The following is a 15,892-nucleotide window of genomic DNA, read 5'->3' as shown; positions in this document are numbered from 1 at the left end:
GGGTCCGCCGTCGGCCGGTGTCCGTCGTCCCTCGACACCGGCCGGCGACTACGCGAGGGCTATTCGACCGATAAGGATCATCTCTTTCGTACGACGACGAAGTCGGCGAGCGCCGTGAAGGCGGCCCGCACCTGGTCGGGCATGTGGACGGCGTCAAGGGCTCCGATGGCGATGGTGTGCTGACGGCGCGCTTCCTCGGCCGTCCACTCGCGGCCGCCGGCCTCCTCGATGAGGGCGGCACGGGCCGCGAACTCCTCCTCGGAGAAGGTCTCGAAGTCGCTGCTCTTGGCGTCGGCGGCGAGGATCTCGCCGAGCTGCTCGGAGGCGGGGCCGCCCGCCGCGAGCGCGGCCACCACCGGCAGGGACTTCTTGCGCTGGCGCAGGTCGCTCCAGGTCTGCTTGCCGGTGGACTCCGGGTCGCCCCAGATGCCGAGCAGGTCGTCGACGGCCTGGAAGGCGAGGCCGAGGTGGTAGCCGTACTTCTCCAGGGTGTCGGCGGTGCGGTCGTCGGCGCCGCCGAGCACCGCGCCGATGGAGCTGGAGGCGGCGAGCAGGGCGCCGGTCTTGTTGCCCTCCATCTCCAGGCACTCCTCGACGCTGACCCGGTCGCGGTGCTCGTAGGAGATGTCCTGCGCCTGACCGTCGATCAGGGCGCGGGTGGCGGTGGTCAGCCGGCGGGTGGCGCGGCCGGCCTCGACGGTGCCGAGTTCCAGCAGGATCTCGTTGGCGAGGGCGAACAGGGCGTCGCCGACCAGGATGGCCTGGGCGGGGCCGTGCACCTTCCAGACCGTGTCGCGGTGCCGGCGCTGCTCGTCGCCGTCCATCAGGTCGTCGTGCAGCAGCGAGAAGTTGTGGACGAGTTCGACGGCGACGGCCCCGGGGATGCCCACCTCGGGTGCGGCGCCGGTGACCTCGGCGGAGAGAACGGCCAGGGCGGGACGCACGGCCTTGCCGCCGTCGCCGTCGGCCGGGTTGCCCGCGGCGTCGATCCAGCCGAAGTGGTAGGCGGCGACGGTGTCCATGGGAGGAGCGAGACGGTCGACGGCCGCACGCAGGACCGGTGTGGCCAGGGTCCGCCCGCGCTCCAGAAGCGCGGTCACGTCCACCGCGGTCCTCCGAGCGGGCGTCGAGGCCGGGGGCACAGTGGGCACAGTCTCTCCTCTTGTTGCGGTACCGGGGGTGCGGGGGCCGGCCGCCGGCTGCTGACCGAGCATCAGGCCGCCTCCTCGAACTCGAAGAGGTGGCGGGGGCGGGGCCGGCCCAGGGCGCTCAGCGCGGCGTCGGCCGCGCTCACTCCACTGCGGACCGCACTCTCCATGGTCGCGGGCCACCCGGTGGCGGTCCACGCTCCGGCCAGGTACAGGCCGGGGGCCTTGGTGCGGGCGCCGGGCCGCAGCCGCCCGACGCCGGGGGTGGGTGCGAACGTCGCCGTGCGCTCCCGGGTCACGAAGAAGTCCTTCACCACCGCGCCGCGGGTGCCCGGAAGCAGTCGCTCCAGCTCGGGCACGTAGCGCTCGCGGAGCTCGGCGACCGGCGCGTCGATCTCGTCCTGCGCCGCCGACTGGGACAGGGCCAGGTACTGCCCCTCGCCGAGGCCGGACGCGTCCGTCCGGTCGAAGACCCACTGCACGGGGGTGCCGAGGGCGGCGAAGAAGGGCCGGGCGAGCACCTTGCGGTCGTAGACGACATGCACGTTGAGGATCGGCGCGGTGCCGATCCTCAGGAGCTGTTCGGGGGCGTCGAGGGCGCCGGGTGGCAGCAGGTCGTGCGTCTCGCGCTGGGGTACGGCGAGCACGACCGCGTCGGTCTGGATCGTCTCGCCGGGAACCTGAACGCTCCAGGTCCCGTTTTCGTTGGTAGAGACGGAGGTGACGCGTGTACGGACCTCGGTACGGACGCCCGCGGAGTCGAGCGCCTTGCGGGCCAGCCGGTCGTGCAGTTCGCCCAGCGGGACGTGGGCCCAGCCGATGTCGGCCGCGCCCGGGTCGGACAGCAGACCGGTCTTGAACACCATCGCGGCGAGCCCCAGCGAGGCGTCGCCCGCGACCGCGTTGAGGGTGGCGACCCCGACCAGGTCCCACAGGGCCTCGACGGCACGCGCCGACTGGCCGTGGGCGGCCAGCCAGCCGCCGAAGTCCTGGGTGTCCAGGGTCGGATCGGCGAGGTCGAGTCCCTTGAGCGCGAGCGCGGCACGCCCGACCGCGGCACGCTCGGCGAGCGACAGGTGCGGGTAGGTCGCGAGGCTCCGGCCCAGGTGCAGGGGTACGGGCAGCGCGTCGCGCCGCAGTCTGCCGAGCCGCCGTCCCTCGGGCCGGTTCACGTCGAGTACGGGCACGTCGAGACGATCCTGCAGCGGTGCCAGCGCCGTGCCCTCGATGCGGTCGAGGAACCAGCGGTAGGCGGTGCAGCAGCGCAGGTACACGTGCTGGCCGTTGTCGACGGTCAGGTCGCCGCGCTGGAAGGAGAAGGCGAGGCCGCCCAGTCTCGGCCTGCCTTCGAGCAGGGTGACCCGGACGCCCGCGTCGGCGAGCGCGAGCGCCGCGGTGATCCCGGCCAGGCCGCCGCCGACCACGACGGCACTGCGCCCTGCCGGTGCCGGGGTGTCGGCGTGCGCCTGCGCGGGGTGTGCGCCGTCGCTCATCGTGCGTCCCTCCGTGCGTGCGTGAGCGCTCCGCTGGACGAGCCACGATGGGCCGTCGCTTGTCCGCGACGCCATCGTGGCTGGTCGCGCAGTTCCCCGCGCCCCTTCAGGGCGCTGTCGAACCTCAGCGGACTTCGCCTGGCCTGCTTGGCGTGCTGGATGAACGGTGCACGCTCGCCGGTCGCAGTCAGGGACGCCACGCCGCAGCGGAGGGTTGCCCGCCGCAGCGGGCCGTCGGAGTCCTCCTGGTCCACAGACCCCATCAGGCGCGCCTCCTGACGGTCCGCCGGGACACGTGCCGGGTGTCGAGGCCGGACAGTCCGCGTACGGCGACGTAGGCCTTCTCGCGTCCGGGCAGCGAGACGCGGCCGCGCAGCACGGCCTCCGGGTCGCGCTCGATGCGGTCGAGCAGGCGGCGGTAGATGCCGGCCATGGCGGCGACGCAGGCGCCGCTGCGCCGGTCGAGCATGGGGAGCAGCCGGTAGCCCTCGGCGAAAAGGGCGCGGGCCCGTCGCACTTCGAAGTGCACGAGGCCCGCGAAGTCGGAGCCCTCCGGTGGGGTCGGCCCGCCGAATCCGGCCGAGCAGCCGAACTTGGCGAGGTCGTCGGCGGGCAGATAGGTACGGCCGCCCTCGGCGTCCTCGCGGACGTCTCTGAGGATGTTGGTGAGCTGGAGCGCGAGCCCGAGCGTGTCGGCGTACTCGGACGCGCGCTCGGCGCCGCGCGCCCCCGGTTCCGTACCGAACACGCCGAGCGAGAGGCGGCCGATGGCGCCGGCCACACAGCGGCAGTAGACCTTCAGGTCGTCCCAGGTCTCGTAACTCTCCCCGCGCACGTCCATCTGGACGCCGTCGATCAGCTCGTCCAGGCCGCCGAGCGGGATCGGGAAGGCGCCGGCGGCATGGGTGAGGGCGACGGCCACCGGGTCGGTGTCGTCCTCCTCGACCCCGCCCTCGCGGATGCGGGTGAGCAGCGCCCGGGTGTCCTCGAGGCGCGCGACCTTGACCTCACCGGGCAGGTCGCCGTCGCCGATGTCGTCGACACGCCGGGAGAAGGCGTACAACGCCGACATGGCGCGGCGCTTGGGCGTCGGCAGCAGCCGGATGCCGTACGCGAAATTGCGGGCCTGCTGCCCGGTGACGGCCTCGCAGTAGCTGTAGGCGGCGAGTACCGGTGCGGACACGTGTGGCACAGACTCCACGGTCCGGATCACCCCTCTCCTCGCAGGGTCACGCCCACCTCACGCAGCAACTGGACCTTGCCGGGTTTGGGCGGACCGGGAAGTACGTCGTATTCGGCGGCGGCGATCGCCCGGATCGCCGCCCTTCCCCCCGCCACGAACCCCGCGAGCAGCAGCTTCAACCTGCCGTGGACGCTACCCACCAGGGGGGCGCCTTCATTCAGCAGATCGCGGGCGCGTTGCACTTCGTATGCAACCAGAGCGCGCACCGATGCGCCCGTGGTTTTCGTGGCGAGATCCGTTTCCTGGACGTGGAAGCGTTTCATGTCCTCGGCGGGCAGATAGATCCGGTCACGGCCGAAGTCCTCGGCCACGTCCTGGAGGTGTTCCACGATCTGCAGCGCGGTGCAGATGGCGTCGGAGAGGCGGATCCGCTCGGGGGTCGAGGTACCGGTGACGGCGAGGACGAGGCGGCCGACGGGGTTGGCGGACAGTTCGCAGTAGGCGAGCAGGTCGTCGTAGGTCTCGTACCGCGCGACCAGCTGGTCCTGGCGGTTGGCGGCGATCAGGCCGAGGAAGGGCTCGGGGGTGAGGGCGCGGCGGCGGACGGTGGGCTGCAGACGGCGGAGCAGGGGGTGGCGGGGCGTGCCGTCGAAGACACGCCGCAGGTCGGCCTCGAACGCGTCGAGGAGGGCCAGCCGGTCCTCGGCCTCGGCGGCCGGCACGCCCAGGACGCGCGCGTCGGCCCCGCCGGGGGCCAGGTCGCCGTCGCCGATGTCGTCCACGAGGCGGGCGAAGCCGTACACGGCCATGAGGTCGGCGCGCCACGCCCGGGGCAGGAAGAAGGGGGCCACGGGGAAGTTCTCGCTCGCAGCCTTGTCCAGCGTGGCGCGCTCCAGTTCCGGCGCCGTGTCGGTTCCCGTCACCGCGCGCTGCCCGGGGCGGGGACGGCACATGCTGCGTTGAGCTGGGGAGTTTCCGTAGCCATTGCCGTCACATCTCCCGTTCTACACTGCCGACCCAATACACACTATTTCGGACACGCCGCCCGGCCCTCCGCGGGGCCGTCGCCGGGAGGGTGTCGCGCATTATGGCCCTACTTGCCGCTTTCCGGCACCCGTACAGCTTACGTTGTACAACGCGGCACGGTCCGTCGGGGTGTCCTGCGCATCACAACAACACACCGATTGGCGTCAAGATTCCTAAGGCCGCCGGGAGTTGACGTTTCCTTTGCAGACGCAGGGCCCCACCGGACGGTTGCCGACGGGGCCCTGGCCGAAACGGCTCGACGGGTCACTTGCCCGTGAACTTCTCGTACTCCTTGAGGACCTCTTCGGTCGGGCCGTCCATGCGCAGTTCGCCGCGTTCCAGCCACAGGACGCGGTTGCAGGTGTCGCGAATGGACTTGTTGTTGTGACTGACCAGAAACACCGTGCCGGCCTCCTTGCGCAGTTCCCGGATGCGCTCCTCGGAGCGCTTCTGGAACTTGCGGTCACCGGTGGCCAGCGCCTCGTCGATCATGAGGACGTCGTGGTCCTTGGCGGCGGCGATGGAGAAACGCAGCCGGGCGGCCATACCGGAGGAGTAGGTGCGCATCGGCAGGGTGATGAAGTCGCCCTTCTCGTTGATGCCCGAGAAGTCGACGATCTCCTGGTAGCGCTCCTTGACCTGCTCACGGGACATACCCATGGCGAGACCGCCGAGGATCACGTTGCGCTCGCCGGTGAGGTCGTTCATCAGGGCCGCGTTCACACCGAGCAGCGAGGGCTGGCCGTCGGTGTAGACCTTGCCCTTCTCGGCGGGCAGCAGGCCGGCGATGGCGCGCAGCAGGGTGGACTTGCCCGAGCCGTTGGAGCCGATCAGGCCGATCGCCTCACCGCGGTAGGCGACGAAGGAGACGCCTCGCACGGCGTGCACCTTGCGCACGCCCCGCTCCTCGCCGCGCTTGACTATGCGGCTGAGGGCGGCCGTCGCACTGCCCTTGCCCGTCTTCGCGCCGTTGACCCGGTAGACGATGTGCAGGTCGTCCGCGATGACCGTCGGGCGCCGCTCGGCGTTGTCGTCGGTCTGGGGGTTCTGCTCAGCCACGGCCGTACCTCTCCTCCGCCTTCCAGAAGTACACGAACCCGCCCGCGAAGACGACCACGGCCCAGAACAGGGCGATGGCCCACACGTGCGGCGGCAGGTTCGAGGCGTCGTACCCGTCGATCAGCGCGAAGCGCATCAGGTCCATGTAGACGGCGGCCGGGTTCACCTGCAGCAGGCGGACCGCCAGCTCGGAACGGCCCTCCATCATCTTGTTGATGGAGAACATGACGCCGGACGTGTACATCCACGTACGCAGGATGAACGGCATCAGCTGGGCGAGGTCCGGCGTCTTCGCGCCCATCCGCGCCACGATCAGCGCGAGCCCGGTGTTGAACAGGAACTGCAGCACCAGGACCGGCACGATCAGCAGCCAGGACAGGCTCGGGTAGCTGCCGAAGCCGATCGCCACGATGAACATCACGATCATCGAGAAGAGCAGCTGCTGCAGCTGCTGCAGCGAGAAGGAGACGGGCAGCGAGGCGCGCGGGAAGTGCAGGGCGCGCACCAGGCCCAGGTTGCCGGAGATCGCGCGGACACCCGACATGATCGAGCTCTGCGTGAAGGTGAACACGAACACACCCGTGACCAGGAACGGGATGTACACGTCCTTGGACATGCCCCGGCTCGCGTGCAGGATGACGCCGAAGATGAAGTAGTAGACCGCCGCGTTCAGCAGCGGGGTCGCCACCTGCCACAGCTGGCCGAGCTTGGCCTGGCTGTACTGCGCGGTCAGCTTCGCCTGGGAGAAGGCGAGGATGAAGTGGCGCCGCCCCCACAGCTCCCGGATGTACTCGGTGAGCGAGGGCCGGGCACCGCTCACGGCGAGCCCGTACTTGGCGGCGAGCTGTGCCGCCGTCAGTCCCTCGTCGGGCGACGGGGCCGCGGTCACCGCGACACCGCCGTCGTGTGTTGTCTCACTCACAGATGGAAGCTTTCGTCTTCGAGTACGTCGGGACTTCGGGCGCGCCCAGAAGTGCGCGGCCCGCACGGTCGAGCTTGTCAGATGACGGGAGGCCGGCCCAGTCGGGTGAGCCGCCACACCGTACGCCACCGCATGGGGCGGCGGGGACCGCACGAGGTGGTCCAGCCCTCCTTGAAGCCGCCGAACCAGGCCTTCAGCGCCGGTCCCGAAGGGCGGCGCAACAGGGTGAGCAGCAGCCAGACCCCGAGGTAGACGGGGACCAGGAGCGCGGGGAGGTTGCGCCGGGCCAGCCAGACCCGATTGCGGGCGACCATGCGGTGGTACACCGCGTGCCGCGAGGGCGCGGTCGTCGGGTGGTACAGCACCATGTCGGACCGGTAGTCGATCATCCAGCCCGCGTCGAGGGCCCGCCAGGCCAGGTCGGTCTCCTCGTGGGCGTAGAAGAACTCGTCGGGGAGCACGCCGGCTTCGGCGAAGACCCGGGTGCGGACCGCGTTGGCGCCGCCGAGGAAGGTGGTGACCCGGGAGGAGCGCATCGGGTCGGAGGCGCGCAGCCGCGGTACGTGCCGGCGCTGGGTCTCGCCCGTCTCCGGGTCGGCGATGCGGAAGCTGACGATGCCGAGCTTCGGGTCGGCCGCGAACGCATGGCGGCACAGCTCGCCGGTGTCGTGGCGGGCGAGCAGGCCGTCGTCGTCGAGGAAGAGCAGTATGTCGACGTCGCGGCCGCTGGGGCCGAAGGCCTCTATGCCGACGTTGCGGCCGCCGGGGATGCCCAGGTTCTCGGGCAGTTCTATGGTCCGTACGCCCTCGGGGACGTCCGGGACGGGCGAGCCGTTGCCGACGACGACCACCTCGACGGGGTCGCCGTCCTGCTTGGCGACGGAGTCGAGGAGGGCCCGCAGTTCGTCGGGCCTGTTGCCCATCGTGATGATGACCGCGCCGACCTTCGGAGAAGCAGTCATGCCGCTCACCTCAGCCTGCTGGAGGCGAGGATGGACACCAGGTGCAGCACGGTCTGCAGCAGGGCGATGCCGGCCAGGACGGCGGTGCCGAGCCGGGTGAAGAACAGATCGCCGTGGATCTGGTCCGCGATCGCGAGGACCAGGATCAGCAGCGAGGCCTCGATGCCGAGGATGAGCCGGTGGAACTTGAGGGCGGCGGCGGCCCGGCGGGCCAGCGCCATGCCGGAGGAGCGCGGCTCGGACGCGGCCTCCTTGACCGGCGCCATCCCGGCCTGGTGCCGGGCGACACCGACCAGGTCGGTCTCCGCCTTGATCAGGATCGCGCCGAGGGCGGCGAGGGTGCCGAGGAAGGCCCACAGCCAGTCGATACGGCCACTGCCCCACAGGTCGGCGGCGCGCAGGCCGAGGCCGACCAGGACGGCCGCGTCGGTCAGGTAGGCGCCGACGCGGTCCAGGTAGACCCCGCCGAGCGAGTACTGCTTCTTCCAGCGGGCGATCTCGCCGTCGACGCAGTCCAGCAGCAGGTACAGCTGGGTGGCGACCACGCCGAGCACGGCGCCCGCGATCCCCGGCACCAGCAGGGCCGGGGCCGCGAGCACACCGCAGACGGTCATCAGGTACGTGAGCTGGTTGGGCGTGACCCTGGTGTTCACCAGGTAGCGGTCGACGCGCAGGGACACCTCGCGCATGTAGAGGCGTCCCGCCCAGTGCTCACCGCTGCGCCGGTCCTTCACCCCGGCGGGGTGGACGACCGGTCGGAGTTCAGCTACCGATGGCCTTGACATAGTCGGCGTAGATGTCCTTGATCTGGTTCGTCTTGAGGTCGAGGTGTTCGAGGATCGTGTAGCGGCCGGGCCTGGTCTCCGGGGCGAACTCCACGGCGCGGACGAACTCGTCCAGCGTGAAGCCGATCTCCTCCGGCAGCACCGGAAGCCCGTGCCGGCGCAGCACCTCGGCCATGTACGCCGACTCCTCGTGCGCTCCGCGCAGGTACATCGCGAAGGCGGCGCCGAGCCCGCACTGCTCGCCGTGGCTCGCGGCGCGCTTGGGGAAGAGCAGGTCGAAGGCGTGGTTGATCTCGTGGCAGGAGCCCGAGGCGGGCCGGGAGTCGCCCGAGATCGACATGGAGATACCGGTGAGGACCAGCGCCTCGGCGAGCACCTGGAGGAAGTCGTTGTCCCCGATGCCGCCGGGGTGCCTGAGCACCGCTTCGCCGGCCTGGCGGGCCATGGCGGCGGCGAGACCGTCGATCTTCTCGCCGTTGACGCGGTTGGACAGTTCCCAGTCCGCGACCGAGTTGATGTTGGAGATCGCGTCACCGATGCCGGAGCGCACGAAGCGCGCCGGTGCCTCGCGGATCACGTCCAGGTCGATGAGGACGGCGATCGGGTTCGGCACACCGTAGGAGCCGCGCCCGGCGTCGTTGTCGAGGGTGGCGACCGGCGAGCACAGACCGTCGTGCGCGAGGTTCGTCGGTACGGCGACCAGGGGCAGGCCGACGCGCGCCGCGGCGAACTTGGCGCAGTCGATGATCTTGCCGCCGCCGAGGCCCACGACCGCGTCGAAGTGGCCGGCCTTCATGTCACCGGCCAGCCGGATCGCATCGTCGAGGGTGCCGCCGCCGACCTCGTACCAGGTGGCGCCGGGCAGCGAGGGGGCGATCCGCTCGCGCAGCTTGGCACCGGAGCCGCCGCTGACGGCGACGGCGAGCCGGCCCGACTGCGAGATGCGCTCGTCGGCGAGGACCCCGGCCAGGTCGTCGAGGGCACCCGGGCGGATGTCCACGACGACCGGCGAGGGAATCAGCCGCGTCAGTACTGGCACGCGATCTCCCGTCCGCGCGCGAGGTCGTCGTGGTTGTCGATCTCGACCCACTTGACGTCACCGATCGGCGCGACGTCGATCTTGAAGCCGCGGTTCACCAGCTCCTGGTAGCCGTGCTCGTAGAACTGCTGCGGGTCGGTCTCCCAGACCGTCTTCAGCGCGTCGGCCAGGTCGGGAGCGGCGTCGCCCTCGATCAGGGTGACGCCGATGTACTCGCCGGTGGCCTCGGCGGGGTCCATCAGCTTGGTGATCTTCGTCATGCCCTTCTCGGGGTCGACGACGACCTTCATCTCCTCGTCGGCCAGGTTCTTCACCGTGTCCAGGGCGAGGATGATCTTCTTGCCGTCGCCGCGGGCGGCGAGCAGCGTCTTCTCGACGGAGACCGGGTGCACGGTGTCGCCGTTGGCGAGGATCACACCGTCCTTGAGGGCGTCACGGCCGCACCACAGGGAGTAGGCGTTGTTCCACTCCTCGGCCTTGTCGTTGTCGATGAGGGTGAGCTTGAGGCCGTACTTCGCCTCCAGCGCCGCCTTGCGCTCGTACACGGCCTCCTTGCGGTAGCCGACGATGATCGCGACCTCGGTCAGACCGATCTCGGCGAAGTTGCCGAGCGTGAGGTCGAGCACGGTGATGCTGTCCTCTATGCCGTCGGGCCCCACCGGCACCAGCGCCTTGGGAAGGGTGTCGGTGTAGGGGCGAAGACGCCGTCCGGCGCCGGCCGCCAGCACGAGGCCGATCATGCGGGTTCTCCTTCATCGTGTACGGCGGGCGCCCCAGCGGACACCCAGAAGCGGATGCTCTCGACGAGCACCACCAGGGCGACGGCCACGGCGAGGACCGTGAGCGCGACCTTGAACTGCGAGGCGGTGAGCAGCGCGGCGAGGACGGTGACGAGCAGCGTCCGCCCCTCCTGCCCCCCGATGGCGCGCACCAGCCAGGCCGGGGGCGCTCCGGCGTTTCCGCGGATGCGGTACACCGTGTCGTAGTGATGGTAGGCGACGGCGGCCACCAGGCCGAAAGCCGCAGGAAGGGCCCCGTTTACCCCTGCTTTACTCGCGAGGACGAGCACCGTGCCGTACTCGGCGGCCCGGAACAGCGGGGGGACCAGCCAGTCGAGGGCGCCCTTGAGGGGCCGGTACAGCGCCTGTCCGGAGGTGACGGCGTAGACGACGGCACCGGCGACGGGTGCCCAGGTCACGCCGGAGAAGAGGGACACGGCGAGGACGGCCGTACCGGCCAGGGCCACCAGCAGCGGGGCGCCGAGGCGGGCGCGAGTGGCACGCGCCACGAGCGAGGCGGCCGGTCCGTTGTCGGCGAGGTCCGCCAGCGCCTGCGCGGCCCGGTCGGTGCGCCTGGCCTTGCGGGTCAGCGAGCGCAGCACACGGCCGGCCGTGGTGTACGTCGCGGCGAAGGCGCAGCCGACGAGGAGCACGTAGAAGGTGATGCGGGGGGTGGTGGCCGCGGTGAGGACGGCGATCATGGCCCAGCGTTCACCGATGGGCAGAACTATCATCCGCCGCAGCCAGACCGTCCACCCGACGCTGTCCAGCTTGTCGGAGAGGGCGGCGGTGGGGCTGGTGTTGGCCGTGGCGTCGTGGTTGGCCTCGTTGAAGGAGAAGTCCACGACGTGCCGGCAGGTCTGCAGGATCATCGCGCCGAGCGCGAGGGCCCACACGTCGTCGCCGCCGCGGGCCGCACCGAGCGCGAGGCCGGCGTAGTAGGCGTACTCCTTGGCCCGGTCGAAGGTGGCGTCCAGCCAGGCGCCGAGCGTGGAGTACTGCAGGGAGTAGCGGGCGAGCTGGCCGTCGGTGCAGTCCAGCACGAAGGAGGCGATCAGCAGCACGCCGGCCGCGATGAAACCGGCCCGGGTGCCGGTCGCCGCGCAGCCCGCGGCTATCAGCGCGGTGAGCAGCGAGGCGGTGGTGACCTGGTTGGGGGTCAGACCCCGGCGGGCGCACCAGCGGGCGATGTAGCGCGAGTACGGGCTGATGAAGAACGTGGTGAAGAAGCCGTCGCGGGCCTTCACGGCCGACTTCAGGCGTACGGCCTCGTCGTCGACGGCGGCGACGGCCTGCCGGGCCTCGTTGCGGGCCTGCGGGTCATCCGGCACGGCGGCGACCAGGCTGCCCAGCTCGGGGCGGTGGACCGCGCTGCCGTCGGCGTCGAGGGCGGTGACGACGCGGTCGGCGAGGTTGTCGACGGCCACGGCCGTACCGCCGCCGGCGGAGGTCTCACGGGCCAGGGCCCGGGTCAGCGCCTGCCTGGCGGCGGGCTGGGCGGTGACGGCGCCGGGGACGGCGGCGAGCGGGAAGCGCGGGTCGGTGAGGCCGAGGCGCAGGGCGTGCGGGTGGCCGACGAAGCGGGCGTCGACCAGGGCGACGCGCCGGTCGGCCGGGACGGCCGCGAGCAGGGCCTCCGCCTCGGAGGCGTCGCCGGCCGCACGCACGTCGAAGCCGAGAGACCGCAGATCGTTCTCGAGCGACGATCCGGGCACCGGCTGACCGGTGACGATGGCGGTCGACAACCGAACTCACTCCCTGGGTGCCGGCGCGTCGGCGCCGGTCTTCTGCGTGATGGGGCGCCCCGGCCTGCGGCTCCCGGGCGGCATGTCGGCGAAGGGTATCCGATGGGCTCGAGCCCTTGTTCACCGGCCGTTCACGGTCCGGTCCACGGGAACTGCCCAGGCCTTTGCCGCGATCATCATCGGTGATCCGGGGCCCGCCCCACAAACCGTGGCCCCAGACCCGGGCATCAGGGACATGCGGACGGGCCGCATAGGGTGGGCGACCATGACGTGGCTGATCACCGGCGGAGCCGGATACATCGGGGCGCATGTGGCACGGGCCATGGCGGGCGCCGGGGAGAGTGTCGTGGCGCTGGACGACCTGTCGGCCGCCGTGCCCGCGCGGCTCCCGGCGGACGTCCCGCTCGTCCAGGGCTCGACGCTGGACGGGGACCTGCTCAAGCGGGTCTTCGCGGAGTACGGCGTGACGGGCGTCGTCCATCTCGCGGCGCGCAAGCAGGTCGCCGAGTCGGTGGCCGAGCCCACCCGCTACTACCGGGAGAACGTGGGCGGCCTGGCCACACTGCTGGACGCGATGGCCGAGGCGGGCGTCCGCCGGCTGCTGTTCTCCTCGTCGGCGGCCGTGTACGGCAACCCGGACGTGGACCTGATCACCGAGGACACCCCGTGCGCACCGGTGAACCCGTACGGCGAGACCAAGCTGACCGGGGAGTGGCTGGTGCGGGCGGCGGGCCGGGCGCACGGGATCTCCACGGTGTGCCTGCGTTACTTCAACGTGGCGGGCGCGGCCGCGCCGGAACTGTCGGACACGGGCGTGTTCAACATCGTGCCGATGGTCTTCGACCGGCTCACCCGCGACGAGGCCCCGCGGATCTTCGGTGCCGACTATCCGACGCCCGACGGCACCTGCATCCGTGACTACATCCACGTGGCCGACCTCGCCGAGGCGCATCTCGCGGCGGCCCGGCGGCTCTCCGACGGGGACTCGACGGGCGATCTGACGCTGAACATCGGACGCGGCGAGGGCGTCTCGGTGCGCGAGCTGATCACGGTCATCGGTGAGGTCACCGGCGACCGGCGACCGGCGCTGGTGGAGGGGCGCCGCCCGGGGGACGCACCGCGCGCGGTCGCCTCGGCCGAGCGGGCCGTCGAGACCCTGGGCTGGCGGGCCCGGCGCGGGGTGCGCGAGATGGTGGAGTCGGCCTGGCAGGGCTGGCAGCTGCACCACGGGAAGTGAGCCGGCACCGCCCTGACCAGCGGTTCGTTTGCGCAGGTCAGGGCACATGACAACGGTGTTCAGTGCCGCGTTGCCCGATACCCCCCACCCGTAGTTCACTGTCAGCTCGGGAGCAATACGGAAGGGTGGACCTCTCATGGGGGCAGGGCACGACCACGGGCATACGCACAGCCATGTGCCGCCCACGGGTACGGCCGCGGCCGCGTACCGTGGCCGGCTGCGCGTGGCGCTGGGCATCACCCTCACGATCATGGTGGTGGAGATCGCCGGCGGTCTTCTCGCGGACTCGCTCGCCCTGATCGCGGACGCGGCCCACATGGCGACCGACGGGGTGGGTCTGGGCATGGCGCTGCTGGCCATCCACTTCGCGAACCGCCCGCCGAGCACCAACCGCACCTTCGGCTACGCCCGCGCCGAGATCCTCGCCGCCCTGGCCAACTGTCTGCTGCTGCTCTGCGTCGGCGGCTACGTCCTGTACGAGGCGGTCCAGCGGTTCGTCACGCCGGCGGAGACCCGGGGCGGCCTGATGATCGTGTTCGGTCTGATCGGCCTGGTCGCGAACACGGTGTCGCTCACCCTGCTGATGCGTGGGCAGAAGGAGAGCCTGAACGTGCGCGGCGCCTTCCTGGAGGTGGCCGCGGACGCGCTGGGCTCGGTTGCGGTGCTGATCTCCGCGACCGTGATCCTCACCACGGGCTGGCAGGCGGCCGACCCGATCGCCTCGCTGGTCATCGGGCTGATGATCGTGCCGAGGACGCTGAAGCTGATGCGCGAGACGCTGGACGTGCTGCTGGAGGCCGCCCCGAAGGACGTCGACATGGCGGAGGTACGGGCGCACATCCTGGCCCTGGACGGCGTGGAGGACGTACACGACCTGCACGCCTGGACGATCACCTCGGGTCTGCCCGTGCTGTCCGCGCACGTGGTGGTCAGCTCGGAGGTGCTGAACGCCATCGGGAACGAGAAGATGCTGCACGAGCTGCAGGGCTGCCTGGGCGGCCACTTCGACGTGGAGCACTGCACGTTCCAGCTGGAGCCGGGCGGTCACGCGGAGCACGAGGCACGGCTCTGCCACTAACCCTTCGCACTGCTGTTCGGCGCACCCCCGGACGGTTCCGGGCGGTGGGCGCCGGGCACGATGATCTACCGGGTCCCCCTTCCGGTTCTGCCCGTGCCCGGGACATGCGGACGTGCGGGGAAGTGCCGGGAGTGCCGGATTCGTACGGCAGACTTGGGGTGCGAAGACCGAGGCGAAGGATGGGTATGCCGATCACACCTGCCACCGAGACGCACAGCTCGTCGAACGGCACCGCAGAGGCGATTTTGCTGGAACTGGTCGACGAGAAGGGCGTGACGATCGGTACGGCGGAGAAGCTCGCCGCCCATCAGCCACCGGGACAGCTGCACCGGGCCTTCTCGGTGTTCCTCTTCGACGAGCAGGGCCGGCTGCTGCTCCAGCAGCGGGCGCTCGGCAAGTACCACTCCCCCGGTGTGTGGTCCAACACCTGCTGCGGTCACCCCTACCCCGGCGAGGCGCCCTTCGCGGCGGCGGCCCGGCGGACGTACGAGGAGCTGGGCGTCTCACCGTCCCTGCTCGCCGAGGCGGGCACGGTGCGCTACAACCACCCGGACCCGGCCTCGGGCCTGGTCGAGCAGGAGTTCAACCACCTGTTCGTCGGCCTGGTGCAGGCACCGCTCGTGCCGGACCCGGAGGAGGTCGGCCAGACCGCCTTCGTGACGGCGGCCGAGCTGGCGGAGCGGCACGCCCGGGACCCGTTCTCGGCGTGGTTCATGACCGTGCTGGACGCGGCCCGTCCGGCGGTCAGGGAACTGACGGGCGAGTCCGCGGGCTGGTAGTCCGCCGTCAGGTGAAGGTCACGGGCTTGAGCGGCAGGGCGGCCCAGATCACCTTGCCGCCACTCGCCGTGTGCTCCACGTCGATCACCCCGCCCGCCTCCCGGGCCACCTCACGGACCAGGAGCAGCCCGCGGCCGCCGGTCTGGCCGTGGTCGGCCTCCAGGGCGGTGGGACGGTAGGGGTGATTGTCCTCCACCGACACCCGCACCCACTCGGCCCCGACGGCCACCTCCACTGCGAGCACCGGCGACAGCAGCGCCGCGTGCCGGACCGCGTTCGTGACCAGCTCGGAGACGATCAGCAGCAGCCCGTACACCAGGTCGTCGGAGACCGGTACACCCTGGCGCAGCAGCAGGTCCCGTACGGCGCGCCGCGCCTGCGGGACCGAGGCGTCCACGGCGGCCGCGGTGAACCGCCACACTCCCTCGTAGGGCAGTGGATCAGGCGGCCGTTCGGCGCCCCCCGCTGGGCGCGGGCCGTCCCCGCGCCCGTGGTTGTCCATCGTCCGGTCGCCACCCTCGCGCTCGATTGTCACCACACGTCGAGTGTTGGTAACGATCCGCTCCGCTCCGGATGACTGAACACAAGTCAGCGCTTATCGAACGGTTCTGACCGCGTGCGTATGACAACGGCAGTTGTGGGACCGCTCCTGGCCCC

16 protein-coding genes are annotated in these 15,892 nt (G+C 71.2%); 3 read left to right on the top strand and 13 right to left on the bottom strand.

Annotation, left to right across the window (positions count from 1 at the left end; all coding sequences use genetic code 11):
• Nucleotides 1-77: 77 nt before the first annotated feature.
• The 12 genes from BEK98_RS17660 to BEK98_RS17610 form a co-directional block, all read right to left on the bottom strand.
• A complete protein-coding gene (locus tag BEK98_RS17660) occupies nt 78-1,214 on the bottom strand; it encodes a polyprenyl synthetase family protein (protein WP_094217514.1) in 1,137 nt (378 codons plus the stop codon).
• Complete coding sequence (gene hpnE, locus BEK98_RS17655; protein ID WP_094217513.1) at nt 1,214-2,641, bottom strand: hydroxysqualene dehydroxylase HpnE; 1,428 nt, start codon at nt 2,639-2,641, stop codon at nt 1,214-1,216. The genes BEK98_RS17660 and hpnE overlap by 1 nt, the downstream gene beginning before the upstream one ends.
• Nucleotides 2,638-2,904: a DUF6380 family protein gene (locus tag BEK98_RS51285; protein ID WP_425276609.1), complete on the bottom strand. Its 267-nt coding sequence runs from the start codon at nt 2,902-2,904 to the stop codon at nt 2,638-2,640. The genes hpnE and BEK98_RS51285 overlap by 4 nt, the downstream gene beginning before the upstream one ends.
• Complete coding sequence (gene hpnD, locus BEK98_RS17650) at nt 2,904-3,854, bottom strand: presqualene diphosphate synthase HpnD (RefSeq protein WP_167444197.1); 951 nt, start codon at nt 3,852-3,854, stop codon at nt 2,904-2,906. The genes BEK98_RS51285 and hpnD overlap by 1 nt, the downstream gene beginning before the upstream one ends.
• Complete coding sequence (gene hpnC / locus BEK98_RS17645) at nt 3,851-4,777, bottom strand: squalene synthase HpnC (protein ID WP_425276608.1); 927 nt, start codon at nt 4,775-4,777, stop codon at nt 3,851-3,853. Before hpnC ends, hpnD begins: the two co-directional genes overlap by 4 nt.
• A 337-nt stretch (nt 4,778-5,114) precedes the next feature.
• On the bottom strand, nt 5,115-5,909 hold the full coding sequence (locus BEK98_RS17640; RefSeq protein ID WP_094217511.1) for an ABC transporter ATP-binding protein: 795 nt from the start codon (nt 5,907-5,909) through the stop codon (nt 5,115-5,117).
• Entirely contained in the window at nt 5,902-6,831 is a 930-nt protein-coding gene (locus BEK98_RS17635; RefSeq protein WP_094217510.1) for an ABC transporter permease, read from the bottom strand. The genes BEK98_RS17640 and BEK98_RS17635 overlap by 8 nt, the downstream gene beginning before the upstream one ends.
• A gap of 77 nt (nt 6,832-6,908) precedes the next feature.
• Nucleotides 6,909-7,793: a glycosyltransferase family 2 protein gene (locus BEK98_RS17630; protein WP_094217509.1), complete on the bottom strand. Its 885-nt coding sequence runs from the start codon at nt 7,791-7,793 to the stop codon at nt 6,909-6,911.
• Nucleotides 7,794-7,798: 5 nt separating this feature from the next.
• Nucleotides 7,799-8,578 carry a CDP-alcohol phosphatidyltransferase family protein gene (locus BEK98_RS17625; RefSeq protein ID WP_094217689.1) on the bottom strand — a complete coding sequence of 260 codons (780 nt, stop codon included), beginning with the start codon at nt 8,576-8,578 and terminating at the stop codon, nt 7,799-7,801.
• Nucleotides 8,556-9,617 carry an iron-containing alcohol dehydrogenase family protein gene (locus tag BEK98_RS17620; protein ID WP_094217508.1) on the bottom strand — a complete coding sequence of 354 codons (1,062 nt, stop codon included), beginning with the start codon at nt 9,615-9,617 and terminating at the stop codon, nt 8,556-8,558. Before BEK98_RS17620 ends, BEK98_RS17625 begins: the two co-directional genes overlap by 23 nt.
• Nucleotides 9,605-10,357, bottom strand: coding sequence for a phosphocholine cytidylyltransferase family protein (locus BEK98_RS17615; RefSeq protein ID WP_094217507.1), 753 nt, complete (start codon nt 10,355-10,357; stop codon nt 9,605-9,607). Before BEK98_RS17615 ends, BEK98_RS17620 begins: the two co-directional genes overlap by 13 nt.
• The gene (locus BEK98_RS17610) at nt 10,354-12,141 is read right to left on the bottom strand and encodes a DUF5941 domain-containing protein (RefSeq protein WP_094217506.1); all 1,788 of its coding nucleotides are present in this window, start codon (nt 12,139-12,141) and stop codon (nt 10,354-10,356) included. The genes BEK98_RS17615 and BEK98_RS17610 overlap by 4 nt, the downstream gene beginning before the upstream one ends.
• Nucleotides 12,142-12,406: 265 nt before the next feature.
• Here BEK98_RS17610 and galE point away from each other — a divergent pair, with 265 nt between their 5' ends.
• The 3 genes from galE to idi all read left to right on the top strand — a co-directional run bounded on the left by galE (nt 12,407) and on the right by idi (nt 15,235).
• Nucleotides 12,407-13,378, top strand: a complete 972-nt coding sequence (galE, locus tag BEK98_RS17605; RefSeq protein WP_094217505.1) for a UDP-glucose 4-epimerase GalE — start codon at nt 12,407-12,409, stop codon at nt 13,376-13,378.
• Between the two features lie 136 nt (nt 13,379-13,514).
• Complete coding sequence (locus BEK98_RS17600; RefSeq protein WP_094217504.1) at nt 13,515-14,456, top strand: cation diffusion facilitator family transporter; 942 nt, start codon at nt 13,515-13,517, stop codon at nt 14,454-14,456.
• A gap of 185 nt (nt 14,457-14,641) precedes the next feature.
• Nucleotides 14,642-15,235, top strand: a complete 594-nt coding sequence (idi, locus tag BEK98_RS17595) for an isopentenyl-diphosphate Delta-isomerase (RefSeq protein WP_094217503.1) — start codon at nt 14,642-14,644, stop codon at nt 15,233-15,235.
• Between the two features lie 7 nt (nt 15,236-15,242).
• Here the strand turns inward: idi and BEK98_RS17590 are convergent, their stop codons facing one another.
• A complete protein-coding gene (locus BEK98_RS17590; protein WP_094217688.1) occupies nt 15,243-15,737 on the bottom strand; it encodes an ATP-binding protein in 495 nt (164 codons plus the stop codon).
• Nucleotides 15,738-15,892 lie beyond the last annotated feature (155 nt).

The organism is Streptomyces diastatochromogenes (genome assembly GCF_002242805.1).
GTDB classification, from domain to species: domain Bacteria; phylum Actinomycetota; class Actinomycetes; order Streptomycetales; family Streptomycetaceae; genus Streptomyces; species Streptomyces diastatochromogenes.
Note: the sequence above shows the minus strand (reverse complement) of the source record. Positions and strands in the feature narration are given on the sequence as shown.